Origin of the sequence: Mycobacterium sp. 852002-50816_SCH5313054-b, from assembly GCF_001667185.1 — a bacterium.
GTDB lineage: Bacteria > Actinomycetota > Actinomycetes > Mycobacteriales > Mycobacteriaceae > Mycobacterium.
Genome location: NZ_LZIC01000037.1, coordinates 1 through 20,629 on the forward strand (window position 1 = coordinate 1; position 20,629 = coordinate 20,629).

Below are 20,629 nucleotides of genomic sequence, written 5' to 3' on the forward strand. Positions count from 1 at the left end.
CGCACGGTGGTAGAGGCCCTGGCAGGGATGCCCCCCCCCCCCGGCCCGCCCGCAGCCCGGGCAACCGGCGGCGCCCGCCCCCGGCCAACCGGCCGGCCAGCCGGCCCCGCAACCGGGCATGCCGGGCCCGCGTCCCGGACCGATGCCGAAGCCGGGGGTCCGCACCCCGCGCGTCGGTAACAACCCGTTCTCGTCGGCGCAACCCGTCGACCGGCCCATCCCGCGTCCGCCGGCCCCCCGTCCCGGGGCGCCCCGGCCGGGTGGGCCGCGGCCGGGCGCTTCTCCCGGCAGCATGCCGCCCCGGCCCGGTGGTGCCGCGGGCCAGGGCCGCCCGGCGCGGCCCGGCGGCCGCCGGCCCGGCGGTGCCCGTCCGGGCGGCCCCGGCGGCCGCTCCGACGGCGGCGGCGGCAACTACCGCGGTGGTGGTAGCGGAGTCGGCGCCCCGCCCGGCGGTGGCGGCGGCGGTTTCCGCGGCCGTCCCGGTGGCGGTGGCGGTGGTGGTGGCCGTCCCGGCCAGCGCGGCGGTGCCGCCGGCGCGTTCGGCCGTCCCGGCGGTGCGCCGCGGCGCGGCCGCAAGTCCAAGCGGGCAAAACGCGCCGAGTACGAGAACATGCAGGCGCCGGTCGTCGGCGGCGTGCGGTTGCCGCACGGCAACGGCGAGACGATCCGGCTGGCCCGCGGCGCGTCGCTGAGCGACTTCGCCGAGAAGATCGACGCCAACCCGGCCTCGCTGGTGCAGGCGCTGTTCAACCTCGGCGAGATGGTGACGGCCACGCAATCGGTCGGCGACGAGACGCTCGAGCTGCTGGGCAGCGAGATGAACTACGTCGTCCAGGTCGTCAGCCCGGAGGACGAGGACCGCGAGCTGCTGGAATCCTTCGACCTGACCTACGGCGAGGACGAGGGCGGCGAGGAGGACCTGCAGACCCGTCCGCCGGTGGTGACCGTCATGGGTCACGTCGACCACGGTAAGACGCGACTGCTGGACACCATCCGGAACGCCAGCGTGCGCGAGGGTGAGGCCGGCGGCATCACCCAGCACATCGGCGCCTACCAGGTCTCCGTCGACCTGGACGGCACCGAGCGGCCGATCACCTTCATCGACACCCCGGGTCACGAGGCGTTCACCGCCATGCGTGCCCGCGGCGCCAAGGCCACCGACATCGCCATCCTGGTGGTGGCCGCCGACGACGGCGTGATGCCGCAGACGGTGGAGGCCATCAACCACGCGCAGGCCGCCGATGTGCCGATCGTGGTGGCGGTCAACAAGATCGACAAGGAGGGCGCCGACCCGGCCAAGATCCGCGGTCAGCTCACCGAGTTCGGGCTTGTCGCCGAGGATTTCGGTGGCGACACGATGTTCGTCGACATCTCCGCCAAGGAGGGCACCAACATCGAGGCGCTGGAGGAGGCGGTGCTGCTGACCGCCGACGCCGCCCTGGACCTGCGCGCCAACCCCGACATGGAGGCCCAGGGTGTGGCCATCGAGGCGCATCTGGACCGCGGTCGCGGGCCGGTGGCCACCGTGCTGATCCAGCGCGGCACGCTGCGCGTCGGCGACTCGATCGTCGCCGGCGACGCCTACGGTCGTGTCCGGCGCATGGTCGACGAGCACGGCGAGGACGTCCACGAGGCGCTGCCGTCGCGGCCGGTGCAGGTCATCGGCTTCACGTCGGTGCCCGGCGCCGGTGACAACCTGCTGGTTGTCGACGAGGACCGCATCGCCCGCCAGATCGCCGACCGGCGCAGCGCCCGCAAGCGCAACGCCCTGGCCGCGCGTACGCGCAAGCGGATCAGCCTGGACGATCTGGATGCCGCGCTGAAGGAAACCAGCCAGCTGAACCTGATCCTCAAGGGCGACAACGCCGGCACGGTCGAGGCGCTGGAGGAGGCCCTGATGGGCATCCAGGTCGACGACGAGGTGGCGCTGCGCGTCATCGACCGCGGCGTCGGTGGCATCACCGAGACCAACGTCAACCTGGCGTCGGCCTCGGACGCGATCATCATCGGCTTCAACGTGCGCGCCGAGGGCAAGGCGACCGAGCTGGCCAACCGCGAGGGCGTGGAGATCCGCTACTACTCGGTGATCTACCAGGCGATCGACGAGATCGAGAAGGCCCTGCGCGGCATGCTCAAGCCGATCTACGAGGAGAACCAGCTGGGCCGCGCCGAGATCCGGGCGATCTTCCGGTCCTCGAAGGTCGGCATCATCGCGGGCTGCATGATCAGCTCGGGTGTGGTGCGCCGCAACGCGAAGGCCCGGCTGCTGCGGGACAACATCGTGGTGGCCGACAACCTCTCGATCACCTCGCTGCGCCGGGAGAAGGACGATGTCACCGAGGTCCGCGAGGGCTTCGAATGCGGTATGACGCTGGGCTACTCCGACATCAAGGAAGGCGACATCATCGAGTCCTACGAGCTGGTCCAGAAGGAGCGCGCCTAATGGCCGACCCCGCGCGGGCGCGACGGTTGGCCAAACGGATCTTCACCATCGTCGCCTCGGCGATCGAGTTCGAGATCAAGGATCCCGGGCTGGACGGGGTGACCATCGTCGACGCGAAGGTGACCGCCGACCTGCACGACGCGACCGTGTTCTACACGGTGATGGGTCGCACGCTCGACGACGAGCCCGACTACGCCGCCGCCGCGGCCGCGCTGGAGCGGGCCAAGGGCGCGCTGCGCACCATGGTCGGGGCCGGCACCGGGGTGCGCTTCACACCGACGCTGACGTTCAGCCGGGACACGACCGCCGACAGCGTGCAGCGGATGGACGAGTTGCTGCAGCGCGCCCGCGCCGCGGACGCCGACCTGGAACGGGTCCGTTCCGGTGCCAAGCCGGCCGGTGAAGCCGATCCATATCGTGTGAGGGACACCGATGACGGCGATCGACCCGAAGACTGAGGTAGCGCGCGTCGACGCCCGCGGCGCCGTCGAGCTGCTGTCGGGCGCCGCGACGATCGCGGTGGTCGCCCACGTCCACCCCGACGCCGACACCATCGGCGCGGGGCTGGCGCTGGCCCTGGTGCTGGACAAGTGCGGCAAGCACGTCGAGGTCGGTTTCGCCGCGCCCGCGACCCTGCCCGAATCGCTGGCGTCGCTGCCCGGATGCCACCTGCTGGTCAGCCCCCAGGGGATGAGCCGCGACGTCGATTTGGTGGTGACCGTTGACGTTCCGAGCGTCAAGCGGCTGGGGGAGCTGAGCGACCTGGCCGGTCCCGGCCGGCGCCTGCTGGTCGTCGACCACCACGCCTCCAACGAGATGTTCGGCACCGCCAACTTCATCGACGTGTCGGCCGATTCCACCACGATGATGATCGCCGACATCCTCGACGCCTGGGGCAAGCCGATCGATGTGGATGTGGCGCACTGCATTTACGCCGGGCTGACGACCGACACCGGATCGTTTCGCTGGGCCAGCGCCCGCGCGCTTCGGCTGGCGGCCCGGCTGGTCGACGTCGGCGTCGACAACGCCGAGATCAGCCGGACGCTGATGGACACGCACCCGTTCGGGTGGCTGCCGCTGCTGTCGCGGGTGCTGGCCTCGGCGCAGCTGCTGCCCGACGCGGTCGGCGGTCGCGGGCTGGTCTACGCCGTCGTCGGGCATCAGGACTGGATCGACTCTCGCCCAGAGGAAGTCGAGAGCATCGTCGACATCGTGCGGACCACGCAGCAGGCGGAGGTGGCGGCCGTCTTCAAGGAGGTCGACCCCCAGCGGTGGTCGGTGTCGATGCGGGCCAAGGCCGACGTGGATCTGGCGGCGGTCGCGTCGGAGTTCGGCGGCGGGGGCCACCGGCTCGCCGCCGGCTACTCGACCGCCGGCTCGATCGACGACGCCGTGGCGTCGCTGCGCGCGGCCTTGGACTAGAAGGCCCAGCTTCCCGACGGGTCCAGCACGAAGCCGTGGTCCCCGCTGGTGGCGTCCAGGCAGGCGACGACGTTGTCGACCCCCACCGCGCAGGTCACGTTGAGGTACGACAGCTTCTGCCCCGGGCCCAGCGCCTTGACTCCCGACGGCAGTGCGGGCGGGTTGCCGTCGCACCCGCTGTAGGTCATGCGGCTCAGTTCGTAGCCGGGCCCCTTGAAATTCACCGCCCCCACCACGCAACCGCCCGGCTTCGGGTGGCCCCCGCCCGGGAACGGCACGTCGTCCATTCCCGGGGTGTCGCCGCTGCACTTGATGTCCTGTGACGGTTGCGGGACGGGCGCGGGGCCGCCGTAGAAGTCGCACACCAGGGTCGGCGTGACCGAAAAACTGATGCGGGGCCCGCCGCCCTGGCGCGGCGTCGAGGCGTAGCCGTCGACGGGGACAGAGGTGAACTTGTTCAGGTCGGGAAATCCCGGCGGGGGCAGCGCCGCGGCCCGCGGCGCCGGGGCCAATGCGGATGCCGCCAGGGTCAGGCCACAGAGGGCCCGCAGGGTGCCAGCGCGCATCGCCTTCTCCTAACGCACCTGGGCCCGACCGCGTTGCAGGACGGCGTCGCGGTTGGCGGCGATGTCGTCGCCGCTGGTCCGGAACTGCCGGGCCGCCATCGCCTCCATCCACAGCCCCGCGCCGGTCTGCGAGTCGTCGATCCGGTGATAGGACGCCAGCAACGCGCGGACCGCGTGCTGGTTGTTGCCGACGATCGAGGCCGCCACCTGGCGGGCCGTGGGCAGCAGCCGGTCGTGCGGCACCACCTCGGTCACCAGGCCGGCGCGCAGCGCCTCGCCGGCGGACAGGTAGTCGCCGGTCAGGCTCATGCGCCGGGCCAGGCCGACGCCCACCTTCTGCGGCAACCGCACGCTCAGGCCCCAGGTGGGCAGCAGCCCCACCCGGGCGTGCGTGTCGGCGAAGCGGGCCTGCTCGGAGGCGATCAGGACGTCGCAGTACAGGGCCAGCTCCAGCCCGCCGGTGACCGCGGCGCCGTTGATCGCGCCGATCACCGGCTTGGTCAACGGCGGCCAGCGCGGGGAGATGTCCGGGAGTGCCGACTCGCCGCCCAGCTCCTTGAGGTCCAGCCCCGCGCAGAACACCGGGTCGGCACCGGTGACGACGACGACGTCGACGCCGTCGTCGGTCTCGGCGTCGGTCAGCGCGCCGAAGAACCGGTCCCGCAGCGCCGCGGACAGCGCGTTGCGCGCCTGGGGCCGGTTGAGGGTCAGGGTGCGCACCCGCTCGTCGGTGTCGATCAGCAGGATGTCGTCGGTCATCTGTTCACCGTAGAGGGTGGCTCGTTGCCGTCACACCGGCCACAGGATCCCTCCGCCGGCCGGCACCCGACGTGGGCACCGGCACCAGCGCTTTCACAGCGGAGACGCCTGTGGCGGATGTGAGACGAGGCCGCCGCGCTTATGGTGGATCCCATGTGCCGGAACATCACCGAACTGCGTGGATTGCAGCCGGCGGCCACGCCGGAGGAGATCGCGGCGGCCGCGCGCCAGTACGTGCGCAAGGTCAGCGGCATCACCCACCCGTCGACCGCCAACGCCGAAGCGTTCGAGGCCGCCATCGCCGCGGTCACCGAGACGACGACGCGTTTGCTGTCGGCCCTGCCGCCGCGCCGCCAGCCGCCCAAGACCGTCCCGCCGTTGCGCCGGCCCGAGGTGGTGGCCCGCCTCGCGGGCGCGACATGACGCTCACCGCCACCATGCCCGCGCTCAAGGAGTGGAGCGCGGTGGTACACGCGCTGCTCGACGGCCGGCAGCGCGTGCTGCTGCGCAAGGGTGGCATCGGCGAGAAGCGGTTCGAGCTGGCGGCCCGGGAGTTCCTGCTGTTCCCGACGGTCGCCCACAGCCACGCCGAGCGCGTCCGGCCCGAGCATCGCGACCTGCTGGGCGCCGGGGCCGACGACAGCACCGACGAGCAGCTGGTGCTGCGGGCCGCCGCGAAAGTCGTTGCGGCGCAAGAGGTCAACCGGCCGGATGGGCTCGCGGCCCTGGAGGACCTGCACATCTGGACCGCCGCGTCGGTGCGCGAGGACCGGCTCGACTTCCGGCCCAAGCACAAGCTGGCCGTGCTGGTGGTGTCGGTGAATGCCTTGGCCGAGCCGCTGCGGATCACGCGGACCCCGGAGTACGCGGGCTGCACCAGCTGGGTGCAGCTCCCGCTGGCGCCGGCCGATGTGCGGCTGGGCGCGCCGGTCTGCGACGAGGCCGCGCTAGACCGGGTCGCCCGCCGGGTCCGCGACGCGGTCGGCTGACAGGTCGCCGGCCCCGACGGGAAGCAGCAGCCGGGAGCGGCCGTAGTGCACGGCATGGGTGGCCGGTGTGGCCTGCCGGCCCGTCAACAACGGTTCGTCGGTGCCGAGGTTGCGCGCGTAGCGCGGGAACCAGCTGCCCGTGATCAGGACCCGGATGCGCGAGCCCGCGCGGAAGCGGTGGGTGATCCCGTCCAGTTCGATCCGGACGGTCTTCGTCTTGCCGCTCAACCGCCGGTAGCCGTCGCTGACGTTGCGGGACCGGCCCTTGGCGTCGACCTCGCTCACCCGGACGAACAGATCGACATGCGGATTGTCGGAGCTGTGCGCCAGCTCGACCACCGGGTTCCCGTAGACGTACAGATCGTGGGTCAGCGTGAGGCTGGTGAAGGTGAGCACGTCGTCGCGCTGGGCGAGGCGGCTGTCGTCGCGGTAGCCCGCGTTCGTGGACAGCAGCGGACCGCCGGTGGTGGGCGTCGGGTCGGCGGGGTCGTAGCGAAACGTCGCCGGCGCCGGCCGCTTGAGGTTCGCCGGCGCGGTCTCGCCCAGGTGCCCGCCCGGGCGCAGATACAGCGCCCGTTCGGTGGTGGCCGGCGGCCAGTCGGGCAGGTGGCGCCAGGCTAGGCCCCCGTCCGAGCCGGTGACGCACGTGTGGACCCTGCTGGGCCGGCGCAGGGGCGCGCCGCCCAGGTGGGCGTTCAGCCAGTCCAGCGTTTCCCGCGCGCTGATGGGCAGCGCCTTGCCGAGCAGCTGGGTGTGCGTCCAGGGCCCCATGGTGAGCGCGACGTCGACGCCCCGGTCGCGCAGGTGCGCGTACTGCTGCAGCGTCTGTCGCACGAAAATGTCCTGCCAGCCGCCGATGAGCAGCACCGGCACCCGCGTCCGGTCCAGCGCCTCGCGGCACCGCAGCGAGCCCCAGAACGCGTCGTCGGCGTGGTGGTGTTCGACCCACGATTCGAACCACGGCGCACCCGTGCCGAGCATCGCTCGCGCCGCGGCGCCCAGGGGCAGCGCACCCGCCGCCTCCGCCACCTTGCGCCGGGCCTGCAGCTGGCGCAGCGCCAGCCGCACGCGCGCCGGGTCCTCCTGGTGGGAAACCAGGTCGCTCCAGCCCAGGAAGTCGTTGATGGCGAACGAACCCGTCCCCCACACGGAGGCGTTGAAATCGTGCGGGCCCGCGGTGATCACGGCCGCGGCCAGCTCCGGCGGGGGATCCTGCAGCAGCGCCCACTGGGTGAAGCCCAGATACGACACCCCGACGGTGGCGAATCGGCCGGTGAACCACGGCTGCTCGCGCAGCCACGCGGCCGTGTCGGCGCCGTCGGCGACCTCGTTGACCATCGGCTCGAAGTCCCCGCCCGAGCCGAACGTGCCGCGCACGCTCTGCAGCACGACGTGGTAGCCGCGCGCGGCGTACAGCCGGGCGTATGCCAGCGAGAACGGGAAGGCCCTGCCGTACGGCGCGCGGACCAGCAAGGTGCCGGCGGGGCTCGGCGTGGTGGGCGCGTAGTGGTCGGCCGCCAGGTGCACGCCGTCGCGCATCGGCACGTCGACGCGCTGCACGGTGTACGCGGTGGTCGCCCGCGGCAGGCCCAGCACGCGGCCCAGCGCGGCGTCGCCGACACGGCTCAACGGGCTTGGCGTGCGCTGCGCGGGGCGGGTGGAGGTCGTACTCACGGTCCCCAGGCTAGGTTGTGTGCCGGACTAAAACTTGTAATACGGCGCGAGGTCGTTGGCGCGCTGCAGATTGGTGGACATGCAGTCCACCTCCGGGTTCGAGTAGACCGTCGAGAAGTACAGCGCCTGCTGCAACACCCCGTAACTGGTCTTGAACGCCACCATGCACGAGAAGAACCAGAAGCTGTTGTGGTAGGTCGGCTTCATCACCCAGTACTGCGCCGCCCGGTGACCCTGGATCGTGGTTTCGACGGCGTCGGGCGGCAGGGACTGGTCGTAGGTGCGCCAGATGATGGGCTCCACGGCCATCTGGTAGTTGCCCGCGTCGAAGTGGCAGCGCAGCCCGTCCTCGTGCTCGGGCGGCGTGAACGCCAGCCCGAGCCGCGCCACGGCGTCGAACGGAATGTCCTCGCACGCATCGAACGGGCGCGGGTCGGTGGTCGCCACGATGGGGCTCTTCATGGTGGTCTCCATCGGCTGGGCGGTCGACCGCAGCTCGACGGGCCCACCCCCGCTCGGCCCCGGCGGCGCGCTGTGGACGCCCAAAGCCACCGCCGCGGCCAGCGCGCCCAGCGCTGAGATCAGACGCAGATTGGCGAACACCACACCCCCTGAGGCCTCGGCCGTCCTTGCCGGGAGTGTACAAGTCGGGTTCGCGGCGTCACAGTGAAACGAGAACACGTTCTAATCCGGCAAGCAAGGGCCCAGCGCAAACCGGCTCGGCGGAGCGAGTCGTTAGGCTGGTTAGTCGTGGTGACATCGGAATCGACGAACGGGGCGCAGCCGACGCTGTGGGCGGTTTCCGACCTGCACACCGGTCACCTCGGCAACAAGCCCGTCACCGAATCGCTGCATCCGTCCTCGCCGGAGGACTGGCTGATCGTCGCCGGCGACGTCGCCGAACGCACCGACGACATCCGCTGGGCGCTTGACCTGCTGCGTCGCCGGTTCGCCAAGGTGATCTGGGTGCCCGGCAACCACGAGCTGTGGACCACCACCCGGGATCCCAACCAGATCTTCGGCAAGGCCCGCTATGACTACCTGGTCGACATGTGCGACGAGCTGGGCGTGCTCACCCCGGAGCACCCGTTCGCGGTGTGGACCGAACGCGGCGGCCCGGCCACCATCGTGCCGATGTTCCTGCTGTACGACTACACCTTCTTGCCGGAGGGCGCGACGAGCAAAGCCGAGGGCATGGCCATCGCGCGGGAGCGCAACGTGGTGGCCACCGACGAATTCCTGCTCTCCTCCGAGCCCTACGCCACCCGCGACGCCTGGTGCCGGGAGCGGCTCGCCAGCACCCGGGCCCGCCTCGAAGAGCTCGACTGGATGACGCCGACGGTCCTGGTGAACCACTTCCCGTTGGTGCGGGACCCCTGCGATGCGCTGTTCTACCCGGAATTCTCGCTGTGGTGCGGCACCACCAAGACCGCCGACTGGCACACCCGCTACAACGCCATCTGCTCGGTGTACGGGCACCTGCACATCCCGCGCACCACCTGGTACGACGGCGTGCGCTTCGAGGAGGTGTCGGTCGGCTACCCGCGCGAGTGGCGCCGCCGCAAGCCGTACAGCTGGTTGCGCCAGGTGCTACCGGACCCCCAGTACGCGCCCGGCTATCTCAACGACTTCGGCGGTCACTTCGTGATCACCCCCGAGATGCGCAAGCAGGCCGTGCAGTTCCGGGAGCGAGCGCGCCAGCGGCAATCCCGATGACGGGCCGCATGCTCGTGTCGTCGGTGTTGCCCGACGCCCTGCTCTCGTCGGGGTCCGACGACCTCGCGTATTCGGAGGTGTATTCCGACCCGCCGGGCCTGACGCCGCTGCCGGAGGAGGAGCCGCTGATCGCCAAGTCGGTCGCCAAGCGGCGCAACGAGTTCATCACCGTCCGGCACTGCGCCCGCGTCGCGATGGCCGAGCTCGGCGTGCCGCCGGTGCCGATCCTCAAGGGCGACAAGGGGGAGCCCTGCTGGCCCGACGGCGTGGTCGGCAGCCTCACCCACTGCACCGGCTACCGCGGCGCGGTGGTGGGCCGCGCCGGCGCGGTGCGCTCGGTGGGCATCGACGCCGAACCGCACGACGTGCTGCCCGACGGCGTGCTGGGCGCGATCGCGCTGGAGGAGGAGCGCCACGAGATCGGCGCGCTGCCCGAGGGGCTGCATTGGGACCGGATCCTGTTCTGCGCCAAGGAGGCGACGTACAAGGCCTGGTTCCCGCTGACCAAGCGGTGGCTGGGTTTCGAGGACGCCCACATCGTGTTCGACCTCGACCCGCCCGGCGGGCGAACCTCCGGGTCTTTCGTCTCCAAGATCCTGATCGACGGGGCGGCGCTGGCCGGTCCGCCGCTGAGCGCGCTGCGGGGCCGTTGGTCGGTCGAGCGCGGGCTGGTGCTGACCGCCATCGTCTTATGACCGGTCCGGGAATAGGCCCGGGATTAGTCCTGGTCGACAAGCCGGCCGGGATGACCAGTCACGACGTCGTGGGACGCTGTCGCCGCATCTTCGCCACCCGCCGGGTGGGGCATGCGGGGACGCTGGACCCGATGGCCACCGGCGTGCTGGTGATCGGCGTCGACCGGGCCACCAAGATCCTCGGCCTGCTGACCGCGGCGTCGAAGTCGTATGCCGCCACCATCCGCCTGGGCCAGACCACCTCCACCGAGGACGCCGAAGGTGAACTGCTGCAAACTGTTTCGGCCGAGCACGTCACCGACGAGGTGATCGCCGCCGCGGTCGGCGGGCTGCGCGGGGACATCGAGCAGGTGCCGTCGGCCGTCAGCGCGATCAAGGTGGACGGCCGGCGCGCCTACCGGCTGGTCCGGGAGGGCCAGGCCGTCGAGCTGGCCGCCCGGCCGGTGCGCATCGACCGTTTCGAGGTGGTGGCGGTGCGCCGGGACGGCGACTCCGGCGTCGACGTCATCGATGTCGACGTCGAGGTCGACTGCTCGTCGGGGACCTACATCCGCGCGCTGGCCCGCGATCTCGGGGCGGCGCTGGGCGTGGGCGGGCATCTGACGGCGTTGCGGCGCACCCGCGTCGGGCGCTTCGGGCTGGACGAGGCGCGCTCGCTGGACGACCTTGCCGAACGGCCCCGGCTGACCTGGTCGCTGGACGAGGCGTGCCTGCTGCTGTTTGCGCGCCGCGACCTGTCCGCCGAACAGGCCGAGGCGGCAAGCAACGGCCGGTCCCTGCCGCCGGCCGGGATCGACGGGGTCTACGCCGCCGCCGACGCCGGCGGCCGGGTGATCGCGCTGCTGCGCGACGAGGGACCACGGACCAAGTCGGTCGTGGTGATCCGTCCCTCGACGCTGTCGCGGTAGGTTCGTACGGGTGAGCGAAGACAGGGTCCGCGTGCGCATCGGGGACGGTGGCGTGGCCACGGTGACGATGGTGCGCACCGACAAGCACAATGCGCTTGACCAAGCCATGTTCGAGGGCTTGATGAACGCCGCAGCGCAACTGGCAGAAGACAAATCGGTTCGCGCGGTCGTGCTGCACGGCGAGGGAAAGAGCTTCTGCTCGGGCCTGGACGTTGCCAGCTTCATGTCCGGACGGGGCGGCACCGGGGTGCTGCTGGAACGCGACGCCGACCAGGTGGCCAACTTTGCGCAACGCGTGGCCTACGACTGGTCCCTGGTGCCGGCGCCGGTCATCGCCGCGATCCACGGGAACTGCTTCGGCGGCGGCCTGCAGATCGCGCTGGGCGCCGACATCCGGATCGCCGCACCGGACGCGAAGCTGTCCGTCATGGAGGTCAAGTGGGGGCTGGTTCCCGACATGGGGATCACGCAGACACTGCCGCGACTCGTCTCCATCGACGTTGCCAAGGAGCTGACCTTCAGCGGACGCATCGTGGCAGGCGGCGAGGCTTTGGCGCTCGGACTGGTCACGCGAAACAGTGACGATCCGCTGGCCTCGGCGAAGGAACTGGCGGACGAGATCGCACGCAAATCTCCCGATGCCGTTCGCGCTGCCAAGCGCCTCTACGACGAGACGTGGCTCAGCAACGACGCCGCGGCCGCCCTCAAACGCGAAACCGAGCTGCAGGTCGGGCTGCTCGGCAAGCCCAATCAGATTGCCGCCGTGATGGCCGGAATGTCGGGGGAGGACCCGGTCTTCGTCGACCCCGCCTGACGTCGGGCGCCCTCGCGGCGACGGGGGTTCCAGCGACCAAGTCCACCCGGCTAAGCTCCGGACCAGACGGGTGTCAACTCGCCCACATCTCCGGAAGGCGCGCGCTATGTCCAACAAGGTTTACGTCGTCGGCGTCGGCATGACGAAATTCGAGAAGCCGGGCCGCCGCGAGGGCTGGGACTACCCGGACATGGCGAGGGAGTCGGGCACCAACGCGCTGACCGACGCCGGCATCGACTACCGCGAGGTGCAGCAGGGCTACGTCGGGTACGTCGCCGGCGACTCGACCTCCGGGCAGCGGGCGCTCTACGAGCTGGGCATGACCGGCATTCCGATCGTCAACGTCAACAACAACTGCTCGACCGGCTCCACGGCGCTGTTCCTGGCCGCGCAGGCCGTGCGCGGCGGGATCGTCGACTGCGCCATCGCGCTCGGCTTCGAGAAGATGCAGCCCGGCGCGCTGAGCGGCGGCGCCCAGGACCGCGAGTCGCCGATGGGCAAGCACGTCAAGGCGATGGCCGAGATCGACGAGTTCGCGATGCCCGTCGCGCCGTGGATGTTCGGGGCCGCCGGCCGCGAGCACATGCGGCAATACGGCACCACCGCAGAGCATTTCGCCAAGATCGGCTACAAGAACCACAAGCACTCCACCAACAACCCGTTCGCGCAGTTCCAGGAGTCCTACACGCTCGACGACATCCTGGCGTCGCGGATGATCTCCGACCCGCTGACCAAGCTGCAGTGCTCGCCCACGTCGGACGGGTCCGGCGCGGCGATCGTGGTTTCGGAGGGCTTCGTCGACAAACACGGCCTGGCCGGCCGAGCCGTGGAGATCGTCGGCCAGGCGATGACCACCGACTTCGCCTCGACGTTCGACGGCAGCGCCAAGAACCTCATCGGCCACGACATGAATGTCCAAGCGGCCCAACAGGTTTACGATCAGTCCGGGCTGGGTCCCGAGGACTTCCAGGTGATCGAGCTGCACGACTGCTTCTCGGCCAACGAGCTGCTGCTGTACGAGGCCCTCGGCCTGTGCGGCCCGGGCGAGGCGGCGAAGCTGATCGACAACGGCGACACCACCTACGGCGGGCGCTGGGTGGTCAACCCGTCCGGCGGGCTGATCTCCAAGGGCCACCCGCTCGGCGCGACCGGGCTGGCGCAGTGCGCCGAGCTGACCTGGCAGCTGCGCGGGACCGCCGAGGCGCGCCAGGTCGACAACGTGACCGCGGCGCTGCAGCACAACATCGGGCTGGGCGGCGCGGCCGTCGTCACCGCCTACCAGCGCGCCGAACGCTAAGGGCGCGATGTTCGAATGGTCAGAGACGGACCTGATGGTCCGGGACGCCGTTCGTCAGTTCATCGACAAGGAGATCCGCCCGCATCTCGATGAGCTGGAAACCGGTGCGCTGTCGCCCTATCCGATCGCCCGCAAGCTGTTCAGCCAGTTCGGCCTCGACGCGCTGGCCGCCGAGTCGGTCAAGACGATGCTGGAACGCGAGCGCGCCAAGCAGGCGGGGCAGGCGCGCGACGAAAAGCCGGATGGCGCAGGCGGTCTGGGGATGGGCGCCCAGGCGTCGATGATGGCGGTGCTGGTGTCCGAACTCTCCCGTGTCAGCATCGGATTGCTGAGCACCGCCTCGGTCAGCATCGGGCTGGGCGCGGCGACCATCATGAGCCGCGGCACGCTGGCCCAGAAGGAACGCTGGCTGCCCGACCTGATGACACTGAAGAAGATCGCGGCGTGGGCGATCACCGAACCCGACTCCGGCTCGGACGCGTTCGGCGGCATGAAGACCACAGTCCGGCGCACCGGCGACGGAGACGGGGCCTACATCCTCAACGGCCAGAAGACGTTCATCACCAACGGGCCCTGCGCCGATGTGCTGGTGGTCTACGCAAAACTCGACGAGGGGGATGCGACCGTCGATCGGCGCAACCGGCCGGTGCTGATCTTCGTGCTGGACGCGGGCATGCCGGGCCTCACGCAGGGCAAGCCGTTCAAGAAGATGGGCATGATGTCCTCGCCGACAGGCGAATTGTTCTTCGACAACGTGCGGCTCACTCCCGACCGCCTGCTGGGCGAGAACCGGCACTCCGACGGCGACGGCCGCGACAGCGCCCGCGACAATTTCGCCGCGGAACGCATCGGGATCGCGATGATGGCGCTGGGCATCATCAACGAATGCCACCGGCTGTGCGTGGATTACGCCAAGACCCGGACACTGTGGGGCAAGAACATCGGGCAGTTCCAGCTGATCCAGCTCAAGCTGGCGAAGATGGAAATCGCGCGAATGAACGTGCAGAACATGGTGTTTCAGACGATCGAGCGGCAGCAGGCGGGGAAACCGCTGACGCTGGCCGAAGCGTCGGCGATCAAGCTGTACTCCTCGGAGGCGGCCACCGACGTCGCGATGGACGCCGTGCAGCTGTTCGGCGGCAACGGCTACATGGCCGAGTACCGCGTGGAGCAGCTGGCCCGCGACGCGAAGTCGCTGATGATCTACGCCGGCAGCAACGAGGTTCAGGTCACCCACATCGCCAAGGGCCTGTTGAGTTAGCCCACCACCCAGATCGCCCGGGCGGCGGGGCTGCCCAGGTCGACGGTGCACTCGGCGCCGTCGGCGGCTTCGATCGCGACGGAGATCATGCCGGCGAATTCGCGGCGGGTCAGCACGCGCAGCCGCGAGTCCAGGTGGATGCCGACGTCGGTGAAGTAGCGCAGCATCTCCGGATCGGAATCGGAAATGCGGGCGACCGTCCCGCTGTCCCCGTCGACGCACGCCCACAGCTGGCGGGCCGGCGGCGTGGGCACCTGCCCGTCGGAGGCGGGGATCGGGTCGCCGTGCGGGTCGCGCTGGGGATAGCCCAGCTTGGCGTCGATGCGGGCGACCAGGCGATCCGACACCGCGTGCTCTAACACCTCCGCCTCGTCGTGCACCTCGTCCCAGCCGTAGCCGAGCTCGTTGACCAGGAAAGTCTCCAGCAACCGGTGGCGGCGCACCACCTCGAGCGCCGCCCGGCGCCCGGCCTCGGTCAGCGTCACCGCGCCGTACTTCTCGTGGTCGACCAGGCCCTGCTCGGCGAGCTTGCGGATCGACTCCGAGGCGGTGCTGGCCGACACCCCGATCCGGTCGGCCAGCATTTTGGTGCTGACCTTCGCGGGGCCGGAGTCCGTGGACCATTCCTGGGCATTCCAGATGACCTTCAGGTAGTCCTGGCCGACCGCGGTGAGACCGCCAGGCTCATCGTCAGCCCTCACAAGCAGAAAGTTTAGGCAACCCACACCTGATTCGGCGTGTCGCGCTCCGATCTGGCGCGCCAAGCCCCGGTGCGGCGCCGTAGGCTTGCGGTCGTGCAGCGGTGGCGCGGCCAAGACGAGATTCCCACGGACTGGGGCAGATGCGTGGTCACCATCGGGGTGTTCGATGGTGTCCATCGCGGCCACGCCGAGCTGATCGCGCACGCGGTCAAGGCCGCCCGCGCCCGCAATGTGCCGACCGTGCTGATGACGTTCGACCCGCATCCGATGGAAGTCGTCTATCCCGGCAGCCACCCCGCGCAGCTCACGACGCTGACCCGGCGCGCCGAGCTCGTCGAGGAGCTGGGCATCGACGTCTTCCTGGTGATGCCGTTCACGAGCGACTTCATGAAGCTCACCCCGGAGCGCTACGTCCACGAGCTGCTGGTGGAGAACCTGCACGTGGTGGAGGTCGTGGTGGGGGAGAACTTCACCTTCGGCAAGAAGGCGGCCGGCAACGTCGAGACTTTGCGCCGCGCCGGCGACCGGTTCGGATTCGCGGTGGAGTCGATGTCGCTGCTTTCCGAGCACCACAGCAACGAGACGGTGACGTTCTCGTCCACCTACATCCGCTCCTGCGTGGACGCCGGCGACATGGTGGCGGCCACCGAGGCCCTGGGCCGCCCGCACCGCGTCGAGGGCGTCGTCGTCCGGGGCGAGGGGCGGGGCATGGAGCTGGGTTTTCCCACCGCCAACGTGGCGCCGCCGATGTATTCGGCCATCCCCGCCGACGGCGTGTACGCGGCGTGGTTCACGGTGCTCGGGCACGGACCGGCGGCCGGCACCGTCGTCCCGGGGGAGCGCTACCAGGCCGCGGTGTCCGTCGGCACCAACCCCACCTTCTCGGGGCGCACCCGCACCGTCGAGGCCTTCGTCCTGGACACCAGCGCCGACCTGTACGGACAGCACGTGGCGCTGGACTTCGTCGCGCGCATCCGCGGACAGCGCAAGTTCGACACGATCAAGGGCCTCGTCGCCGCGATGGGTGACGACACCGACCGGGCCCGCGCCCTGCTGTCCGCGGGTTGACGATTCGGAGCCGGCGTCAAACCGCTGCTAAACTGCCGGACGACATCGGCGCGTGCTGCGGTTCGCGGTGGCCGCGCTCTGAATCCACATCGCGGACCGATTGATGGAGATAGTTTCGTGGCGCTTACTGCCGAGCAGAAAAAAGAAATCCTGGGCTCCTACGGCCTGCACGACACCGACACCGGTTCCCCGGAGGCCCAGGTCGCCCTGCTGACCAGGCGGATCGCCGACCTGACCGAGCACCTCAAGGTGCACAAGCACGACCACCACTCGCGGCGCGGACTGCTGCTGCTGGTGGGCCGCCGGCGCCGGCTGCTCAAATACGTGTCCCAGATCGACGTGGCGCGCTACCGCTCGCTCGTCGAGCGGCTGGGCCTGCGTCGCTGACGCCTGGCGAATCCCGACGCCCGCTGGCCGGCCAGGTTCGCCCGTGTAGAGTGGGAGCGTTCTGGGCCGGTTCGGCCCGAGCGAAACGGTGCGGTTTGCGCAGATCCGCGCGAGCCGTTCCAGCTCGTCACAAGGGAACAGCCCGGTCTGCATCGGGCGGTCTTCGGTAGTGGCTGCCGGGCTCTCCGGATCTGGGGCAGGTCGGCCGCTTCGATCGATGGCCGTAGCCGCATTCAGACTTCTTCCTCTAGGGAAGCTCTCGGGTTACTCCGCGTGACGACGCGAAACAGCCGAATACCCAGAGAGGTCATACGGACACCCATGTCTGTAGCTGAAATTGACGAAGGCGTCTTCGAGGCGACCGCCACCATCGACAACGGGAGCTTCGGCACCCGCACCGTCCGTTTCGAGACCGGCAGGTTGGCCCAGCAGGCCGCCGGAGCCGTCGTCGCGTACCTGGACGACGAAAACATGCTGTTGTCGGCGACCACCGCCAGCAAGAGCCCCAAGGAGCACTTCGACTTCTTCCCGCTGACGGTCGACGTCGAGGAGCGGATGTACGCCGCCGGGCGCATCCCCGGCTCGTTCTTCCGCCGCGAGGGACGCCCCTCCACCGACGCGGTCCTGACCTGCCGGCTCATCGACCGCCCGCTGCGGCCGTCGTTCGTCTCCGGCCTGCGCAACGAGATCCAGGTCGTCGTGACGATCATGAGCCTGGACCCCAACGACCTGTACGACGTGCTGGCGATCAACGCCGCGTCGGCCTCCACCCAGATAAGCGGGCTGCCGTTCTCCGGCCCCATCGGGGGCGTGCGGGTGGCGCTGATCGACGGCACCTGGGTCGCCTTTCCGACCGTCGAGCAGCTCGAGCGCGCCGTGTTCGACATGGTGGTCGCCGGCCGCAAGGTCGACGGTGACGTCGCGATCATGATGGTCGAGGCCGAGGCCACCGACAAGGTCATCGAGCTGGTCGAGGGTGGCGCCCAGGCGCCGACGGAAGCCGTTGTGGCCGAAGGCCTGGAGGCCGCCAAGCCGTTCATCGACGTGCTGTGCACCGCCCAGCAGGAGCTGGCCGACGCGGCCGCCAAGCCGGTCGGTGAGTACCCGACGTTCCCGGAATACCAGGAAGACGTCTACTACTCGGTGGCCTCGGTGGCCACCGACGAGCTGGCCAAGGCGCTGACCATCGGCGGCAAGGCCGAGCGCGACGCGCGCACCGACGAGCTGAAAGCCGAAGTGTTGCAGCGGCTCGCCGAGACCTACGAGGGCCGGGAGAAAGAGGTCGGCGCCGCGTTTCGCTCGCTGACCAAGAAGCTGGTCCGCCAGCGCATCCTGACCGACCACTTCCGCATCGACGGCCGGGGCATCACCGACATCCGCGCGCTGTCGGCGGAGGTCGCGGTGGTGCCGCGGGCGCACGGCAGCGCGCTGTTCGAGCGCGGCGAAACCCAGATCCTGGGCGTGACCACGCTGGACATGGTCAAGATGGCCCAGCAGATCGACTCGCTGGGACCGGAAACCTCCAAGCGCTACATGCATCACTACAACTTCCCGCCGTTCTCCACCGGCGAGACCGGCCGGGTGGGCTCGCCCAAGCGGCGTGAGATCGGGCACGGCGCGCTGGCCGAGCGGGCCTTGATGCCGGTGCTGCCCAGTGTCGAGGAATTCCCGTACGCGATCCGTCAGGTCTCCGAGGCGCTGAGCTCTAACGGCTCGACCTCGATGGGATCGGTGTGTGCGTCCACGCTGTCGTTGCTGAACGCCGGCGTGCCGCTCAAGGCTCCGGTCGCGGGCATCGCGATGGGCCTGGTCTCCGACGATGTCGAGATTGAAGGGGAGGGCCGGCTTGAGCGCCGCTTCGTGACCCTGACCGACATCCTCGGCGCCGAGGACGCGTTCGGCGACATGGACTTCAAGTGCGCCGGCACCAAGGACATCGTCACCGCGCTGCAGCTGGACACCAAGCTCGACGGCATCCCCTCGCAGGTCCTTGCCGGGGCTCTCGCCCAGGCCAAGGACGCCCGGCTGACCATCCTCGAGGTCATGGCCGAGGCCATCGACGCGCCCGACGAGATGAGCCCCTACGCGCCGCGGGTCACCACCATCAAGGTCCCGGTGGACAAGATCGGTGAGGTCATCGGGCCCAAGGGCAAGGTCATCAACGCCATTACCGAGGAGACCGGCGCGCAGATATCCATCGAGGACGACGGCACCGTGTTCGTCGGCGCCATCGACGGGCCCTCGGCGCAGGCCGCGATCGACCGGATCAACGCCATCGCCAACCCGCAGCTGCCGACCATGGGTGAGCGCTTCCTCGGAACCGTCGTCAAGACAACGGATTTCGGCGCGTTCGTTTCGCTGCTGCCGGGTCGCGACGGGCTGGTGCACATCTCCAAGCTGGGTCGGGGCAAGCGCATCGCGAAGGTCGAGGACGTGGTGAACGTCGGCGACAAACTGCGGGTGGAGATCGCCGACATCGACAAGCGGGGCAAGATCTCGTTGGTCCTGGTGGACGAAGAGGATTCAACCGACACGCCGTCCGCCGCGCCCGCCCCTGCCGATGCCGATGCCGCGACGGCAAGCAGCTGATTCCGCGGCGGGCCTGCGCCGGGGCGCGCAGATCGCCGCGGTAAACGCCGAGCACAAGGCCGTCCGGCGCACCACGCTGCCGGGCGGCCTGCGGGTGGTCACCGAGCACCTGCCGGCCGTGCGCTCCGCCTCGGTCGGGGTCTGGGTCGGGGTCGGGTCCCGCGACGAGGGCGCCACCGTGGCCGGGGCCGCGCACTTCCTCGAGCACCTGCTGTTCAAGTCCACCCCGACCCGCACCGCGGTGGGCATCGCCCAGGCGATGGACGCTGTCGGCGGGGAGCTGAACGCGTTCACCTCCCGGGAGCACACCTGCTACTACGCCCATGTGCTGGACAGCGACCTGGAGCTGGCCGTCGACCTCGTCGCCGACGTGGTGCTCAACGGTCGCTGCGCCGCCGAGGACGTAGAGCTGGAACGCGACGTCGTCCTCGAGGAGATCGCCATGCGCGACGACGACCCCGAGGACGCGCTGGGTGACATCTTCCTGTCGGCGCTGTTCGGCGATCATCCGGTGGGCCGTCCCGTGATCGGCACCGCGCGTTCGGTGTCGGCGATGACGCGGGGCCAGCTGCACTCATTCCATGTGCGGCGCTACACCCCGGAGCGGATGGTCGTCGCGGTGGCCGGCAATGTCGACCACGACGAGGTCGTCGCCCTGGTGCGCGAGCACTTCGGACCCCACCTGGTCCGCGGCCGGCACCCCGTCGCCCCGCGCAAGGGCGCCGGGCGGGTCACCGGAAGTCCCGGGCTGACGCTGGTCAACCGGGACGCCGAACAGACCCACCTGTCGTTGGGTGTCCGCACGCCCGGCCGCAGCTGGGAGCATCGCTGGGCGCTGTCGGTGCTGCACACCGCGCTCGGCGGCGGCCTGAGCTCCCGGCTGTTCCAGGAGGTTCGGGAGCTGCGCGGCCTGGCCTACTCGGTCTACTCCGCCGTGGACGTCTTCGCCGACAGCGGCGCGCTGTCGGTGTACGCCGCGTGCCTGCCCGAGCGCTTCACCGACGTCATGAGGGTCACCGGCGCGGTGCTCGACGCGGTGGCCCGCGACGGCATCACCGAGGCGGAATGCCGCATCGCCAAGGGCTCGCTGCGCGGCGGGCTGGTTCTCGGGCTGGAGGACTCCAGTTCCCGGATGAGCCGCATCGGCCGCAGCGAACTGAACTACGGCCGGCACCGCAGCATCGAGCACACTTTGCAAAAGATCGACGAGGTGACCGTCGAGGAGGTCAACGCGGTGGCCCGCCGCCTGCTGGGCAAGCGCTATGGGGCGGCCGTTCTGGGGCCGTATGCCTCGAAACGATCGCTGCCCCAACAACTTCGGGCGATGGTAAATTAGCCGG

Annotated in this window: 19 protein-coding genes and 1 pseudogene; 15 read left to right on the forward strand and 5 right to left on the reverse strand. The window is 70.2% G+C overall.

Going from position 1 to position 20,629, the window contains the following annotated elements:
* Window positions 1-31: 31 nt before the first annotated feature.
* The 3 genes and pseudogenes from infB to A5787_RS06750 form a co-directional block, all read left to right on the forward strand.
* A pseudogene (gene infB / locus A5787_RS06740) lies at window positions 32-2,443 on the forward strand (translation initiation factor IF-2); the annotation flags it as partial.
* Window positions 2,443-2,901 carry a 30S ribosome-binding factor RbfA gene (rbfA, locus tag A5787_RS06745; protein ID WP_066963518.1) on the forward strand — a complete coding sequence of 153 codons (459 nt, stop codon included), beginning with the start codon at window positions 2,443-2,445 and terminating at the stop codon, window positions 2,899-2,901. The pseudogene infB and the gene rbfA, both read left to right, overlap by 1 nt.
* Window positions 2,876-3,865: a bifunctional oligoribonuclease/PAP phosphatase NrnA gene (locus A5787_RS06750; RefSeq protein WP_066963520.1), complete on the forward strand. Its 990-nt coding sequence runs from the start codon at window positions 2,876-2,878 to the stop codon at window positions 3,863-3,865. Before rbfA ends, A5787_RS06750 begins: the two co-directional genes overlap by 26 nt.
* Here A5787_RS06750 and A5787_RS06755 read toward each other — a convergent pair.
* Complete coding sequence (locus tag A5787_RS06755; protein ID WP_066963522.1) at window positions 3,862-4,431, reverse strand: hypothetical protein; 570 nt, start codon at window positions 4,429-4,431, stop codon at window positions 3,862-3,864. The two genes, A5787_RS06750 and A5787_RS06755, sit on opposite strands and share 4 nt — an antisense overlap.
* A gap of 9 nt (window positions 4,432-4,440) precedes the next feature.
* Window positions 4,441-5,190 carry an enoyl-CoA hydratase gene (locus A5787_RS06760; protein ID WP_066963524.1) on the reverse strand — a complete coding sequence of 250 codons (750 nt, stop codon included), beginning with the start codon at window positions 5,188-5,190 and terminating at the stop codon, window positions 4,441-4,443.
* 153 nt (window positions 5,191-5,343) lie between these two features.
* Between A5787_RS06760 and A5787_RS06765 the strand changes: the two genes are divergently transcribed.
* Window positions 5,344-5,613, forward strand: coding sequence for a DUF2277 domain-containing protein (locus A5787_RS06765; protein ID WP_066963669.1), 270 nt, complete (start codon window positions 5,344-5,346; stop codon window positions 5,611-5,613).
* Window positions 5,610-6,179, forward strand: coding sequence for a DUF1802 family protein (locus tag A5787_RS06770; RefSeq protein WP_066963526.1), 570 nt, complete (start codon window positions 5,610-5,612; stop codon window positions 6,177-6,179). The genes A5787_RS06765 and A5787_RS06770 overlap by 4 nt, the downstream gene beginning before the upstream one ends.
* On the opposite strand, the gene A5787_RS06775 is transcribed toward A5787_RS06770, so the two are convergent.
* Together A5787_RS06775 and A5787_RS06780 are read right to left on the reverse strand one after the other, a co-directional pair.
* On the reverse strand, window positions 6,138-7,853 hold the full coding sequence (locus A5787_RS06775; RefSeq protein WP_066963529.1) for a CocE/NonD family hydrolase: 1,716 nt from the start codon (window positions 7,851-7,853) through the stop codon (window positions 6,138-6,140). The two genes, A5787_RS06770 and A5787_RS06775, sit on opposite strands and share 42 nt — an antisense overlap.
* Before the next feature lie 27 nt (window positions 7,854-7,880).
* A complete protein-coding gene (locus A5787_RS06780; RefSeq protein ID WP_066963672.1) occupies window positions 7,881-8,456 on the reverse strand; it encodes a DUF3558 domain-containing protein in 576 nt (191 codons plus the stop codon).
* A 147-nt stretch (window positions 8,457-8,603) separates the two neighbouring features.
* Between A5787_RS06780 and A5787_RS06785 the strand changes: the two genes are divergently transcribed.
* The 6 genes from A5787_RS06785 to A5787_RS06810 all read left to right on the forward strand — a co-directional run bounded on the left by A5787_RS06785 (window position 8,604) and on the right by A5787_RS06810 (window position 14,544).
* Window positions 8,604-9,569 (forward strand): metallophosphoesterase, encoded by a 966-nt coding sequence (locus tag A5787_RS06785; RefSeq protein WP_066963533.1) that lies wholly within the window; start codon window positions 8,604-8,606, stop codon window positions 9,567-9,569.
* On the forward strand, window positions 9,566-10,264 hold the full coding sequence (locus A5787_RS06790) for a 4'-phosphopantetheinyl transferase (RefSeq protein ID WP_066963535.1): 699 nt from the start codon (window positions 9,566-9,568) through the stop codon (window positions 10,262-10,264). Before A5787_RS06785 ends, A5787_RS06790 begins: the two co-directional genes overlap by 4 nt.
* Entirely contained in the window at window positions 10,261-11,172 is a 912-nt protein-coding gene (gene truB, locus A5787_RS06795) for a tRNA pseudouridine(55) synthase TruB (protein WP_066963538.1), read from the forward strand. The genes A5787_RS06790 and truB overlap by 4 nt, the downstream gene beginning before the upstream one ends.
* A gap of 10 nt (window positions 11,173-11,182) precedes the next feature.
* Window positions 11,183-11,986, forward strand: coding sequence for a crotonase/enoyl-CoA hydratase family protein (locus A5787_RS06800; RefSeq protein ID WP_066963539.1), 804 nt, complete (start codon window positions 11,183-11,185; stop codon window positions 11,984-11,986).
* A 106-nt stretch (window positions 11,987-12,092) separates the two neighbouring features.
* On the forward strand, window positions 12,093-13,283 hold the full coding sequence (locus tag A5787_RS06805) for a lipid-transfer protein (protein ID WP_066963541.1): 1,191 nt from the start codon (window positions 12,093-12,095) through the stop codon (window positions 13,281-13,283).
* Window positions 13,284-13,290: 7 nt separating this feature from the next.
* The gene (locus A5787_RS06810; RefSeq protein WP_066963543.1) at window positions 13,291-14,544 is read left to right on the forward strand and encodes an acyl-CoA dehydrogenase family protein; all 1,254 of its coding nucleotides are present in this window, start codon (window positions 13,291-13,293) and stop codon (window positions 14,542-14,544) included.
* On the opposite strand, the gene mntR is transcribed toward A5787_RS06810, so the two are convergent.
* Complete coding sequence (gene mntR, locus A5787_RS06815; RefSeq protein ID WP_066963545.1) at window positions 14,541-15,245, reverse strand: manganese-binding transcriptional regulator MntR; 705 nt, start codon at window positions 15,243-15,245, stop codon at window positions 14,541-14,543. The genes A5787_RS06810 and mntR overlap by 4 nt on opposite strands.
* A gap of 93 nt (window positions 15,246-15,338) precedes the next feature.
* Between mntR and A5787_RS06820 the strand changes: the two genes are divergently transcribed.
* The 4 genes from A5787_RS06820 to A5787_RS06835 all read left to right on the forward strand — a co-directional run bounded on the left by A5787_RS06820 (window position 15,339) and on the right by A5787_RS06835 (window position 20,625).
* On the forward strand, window positions 15,339-16,313 hold the full coding sequence (locus A5787_RS06820; protein ID WP_066963675.1) for a bifunctional riboflavin kinase/FAD synthetase: 975 nt from the start codon (window positions 15,339-15,341) through the stop codon (window positions 16,311-16,313).
* Between the two features lie 117 nt (window positions 16,314-16,430).
* On the forward strand, window positions 16,431-16,700 hold the full coding sequence (gene rpsO / locus A5787_RS06825) for a 30S ribosomal protein S15 (RefSeq protein ID WP_066963547.1): 270 nt from the start codon (window positions 16,431-16,433) through the stop codon (window positions 16,698-16,700).
* A gap of 321 nt (window positions 16,701-17,021) precedes the next feature.
* Complete coding sequence (locus A5787_RS06830; protein WP_066963549.1) at window positions 17,022-19,289, forward strand: polyribonucleotide nucleotidyltransferase; 2,268 nt, start codon at window positions 17,022-17,024, stop codon at window positions 19,287-19,289.
* Complete coding sequence (locus A5787_RS06835; protein WP_066963678.1) at window positions 19,267-20,625, forward strand: pitrilysin family protein; 1,359 nt, start codon at window positions 19,267-19,269, stop codon at window positions 20,623-20,625. Before A5787_RS06830 ends, A5787_RS06835 begins: the two co-directional genes overlap by 23 nt.
* Window positions 20,626-20,629 lie beyond the last annotated feature (4 nt).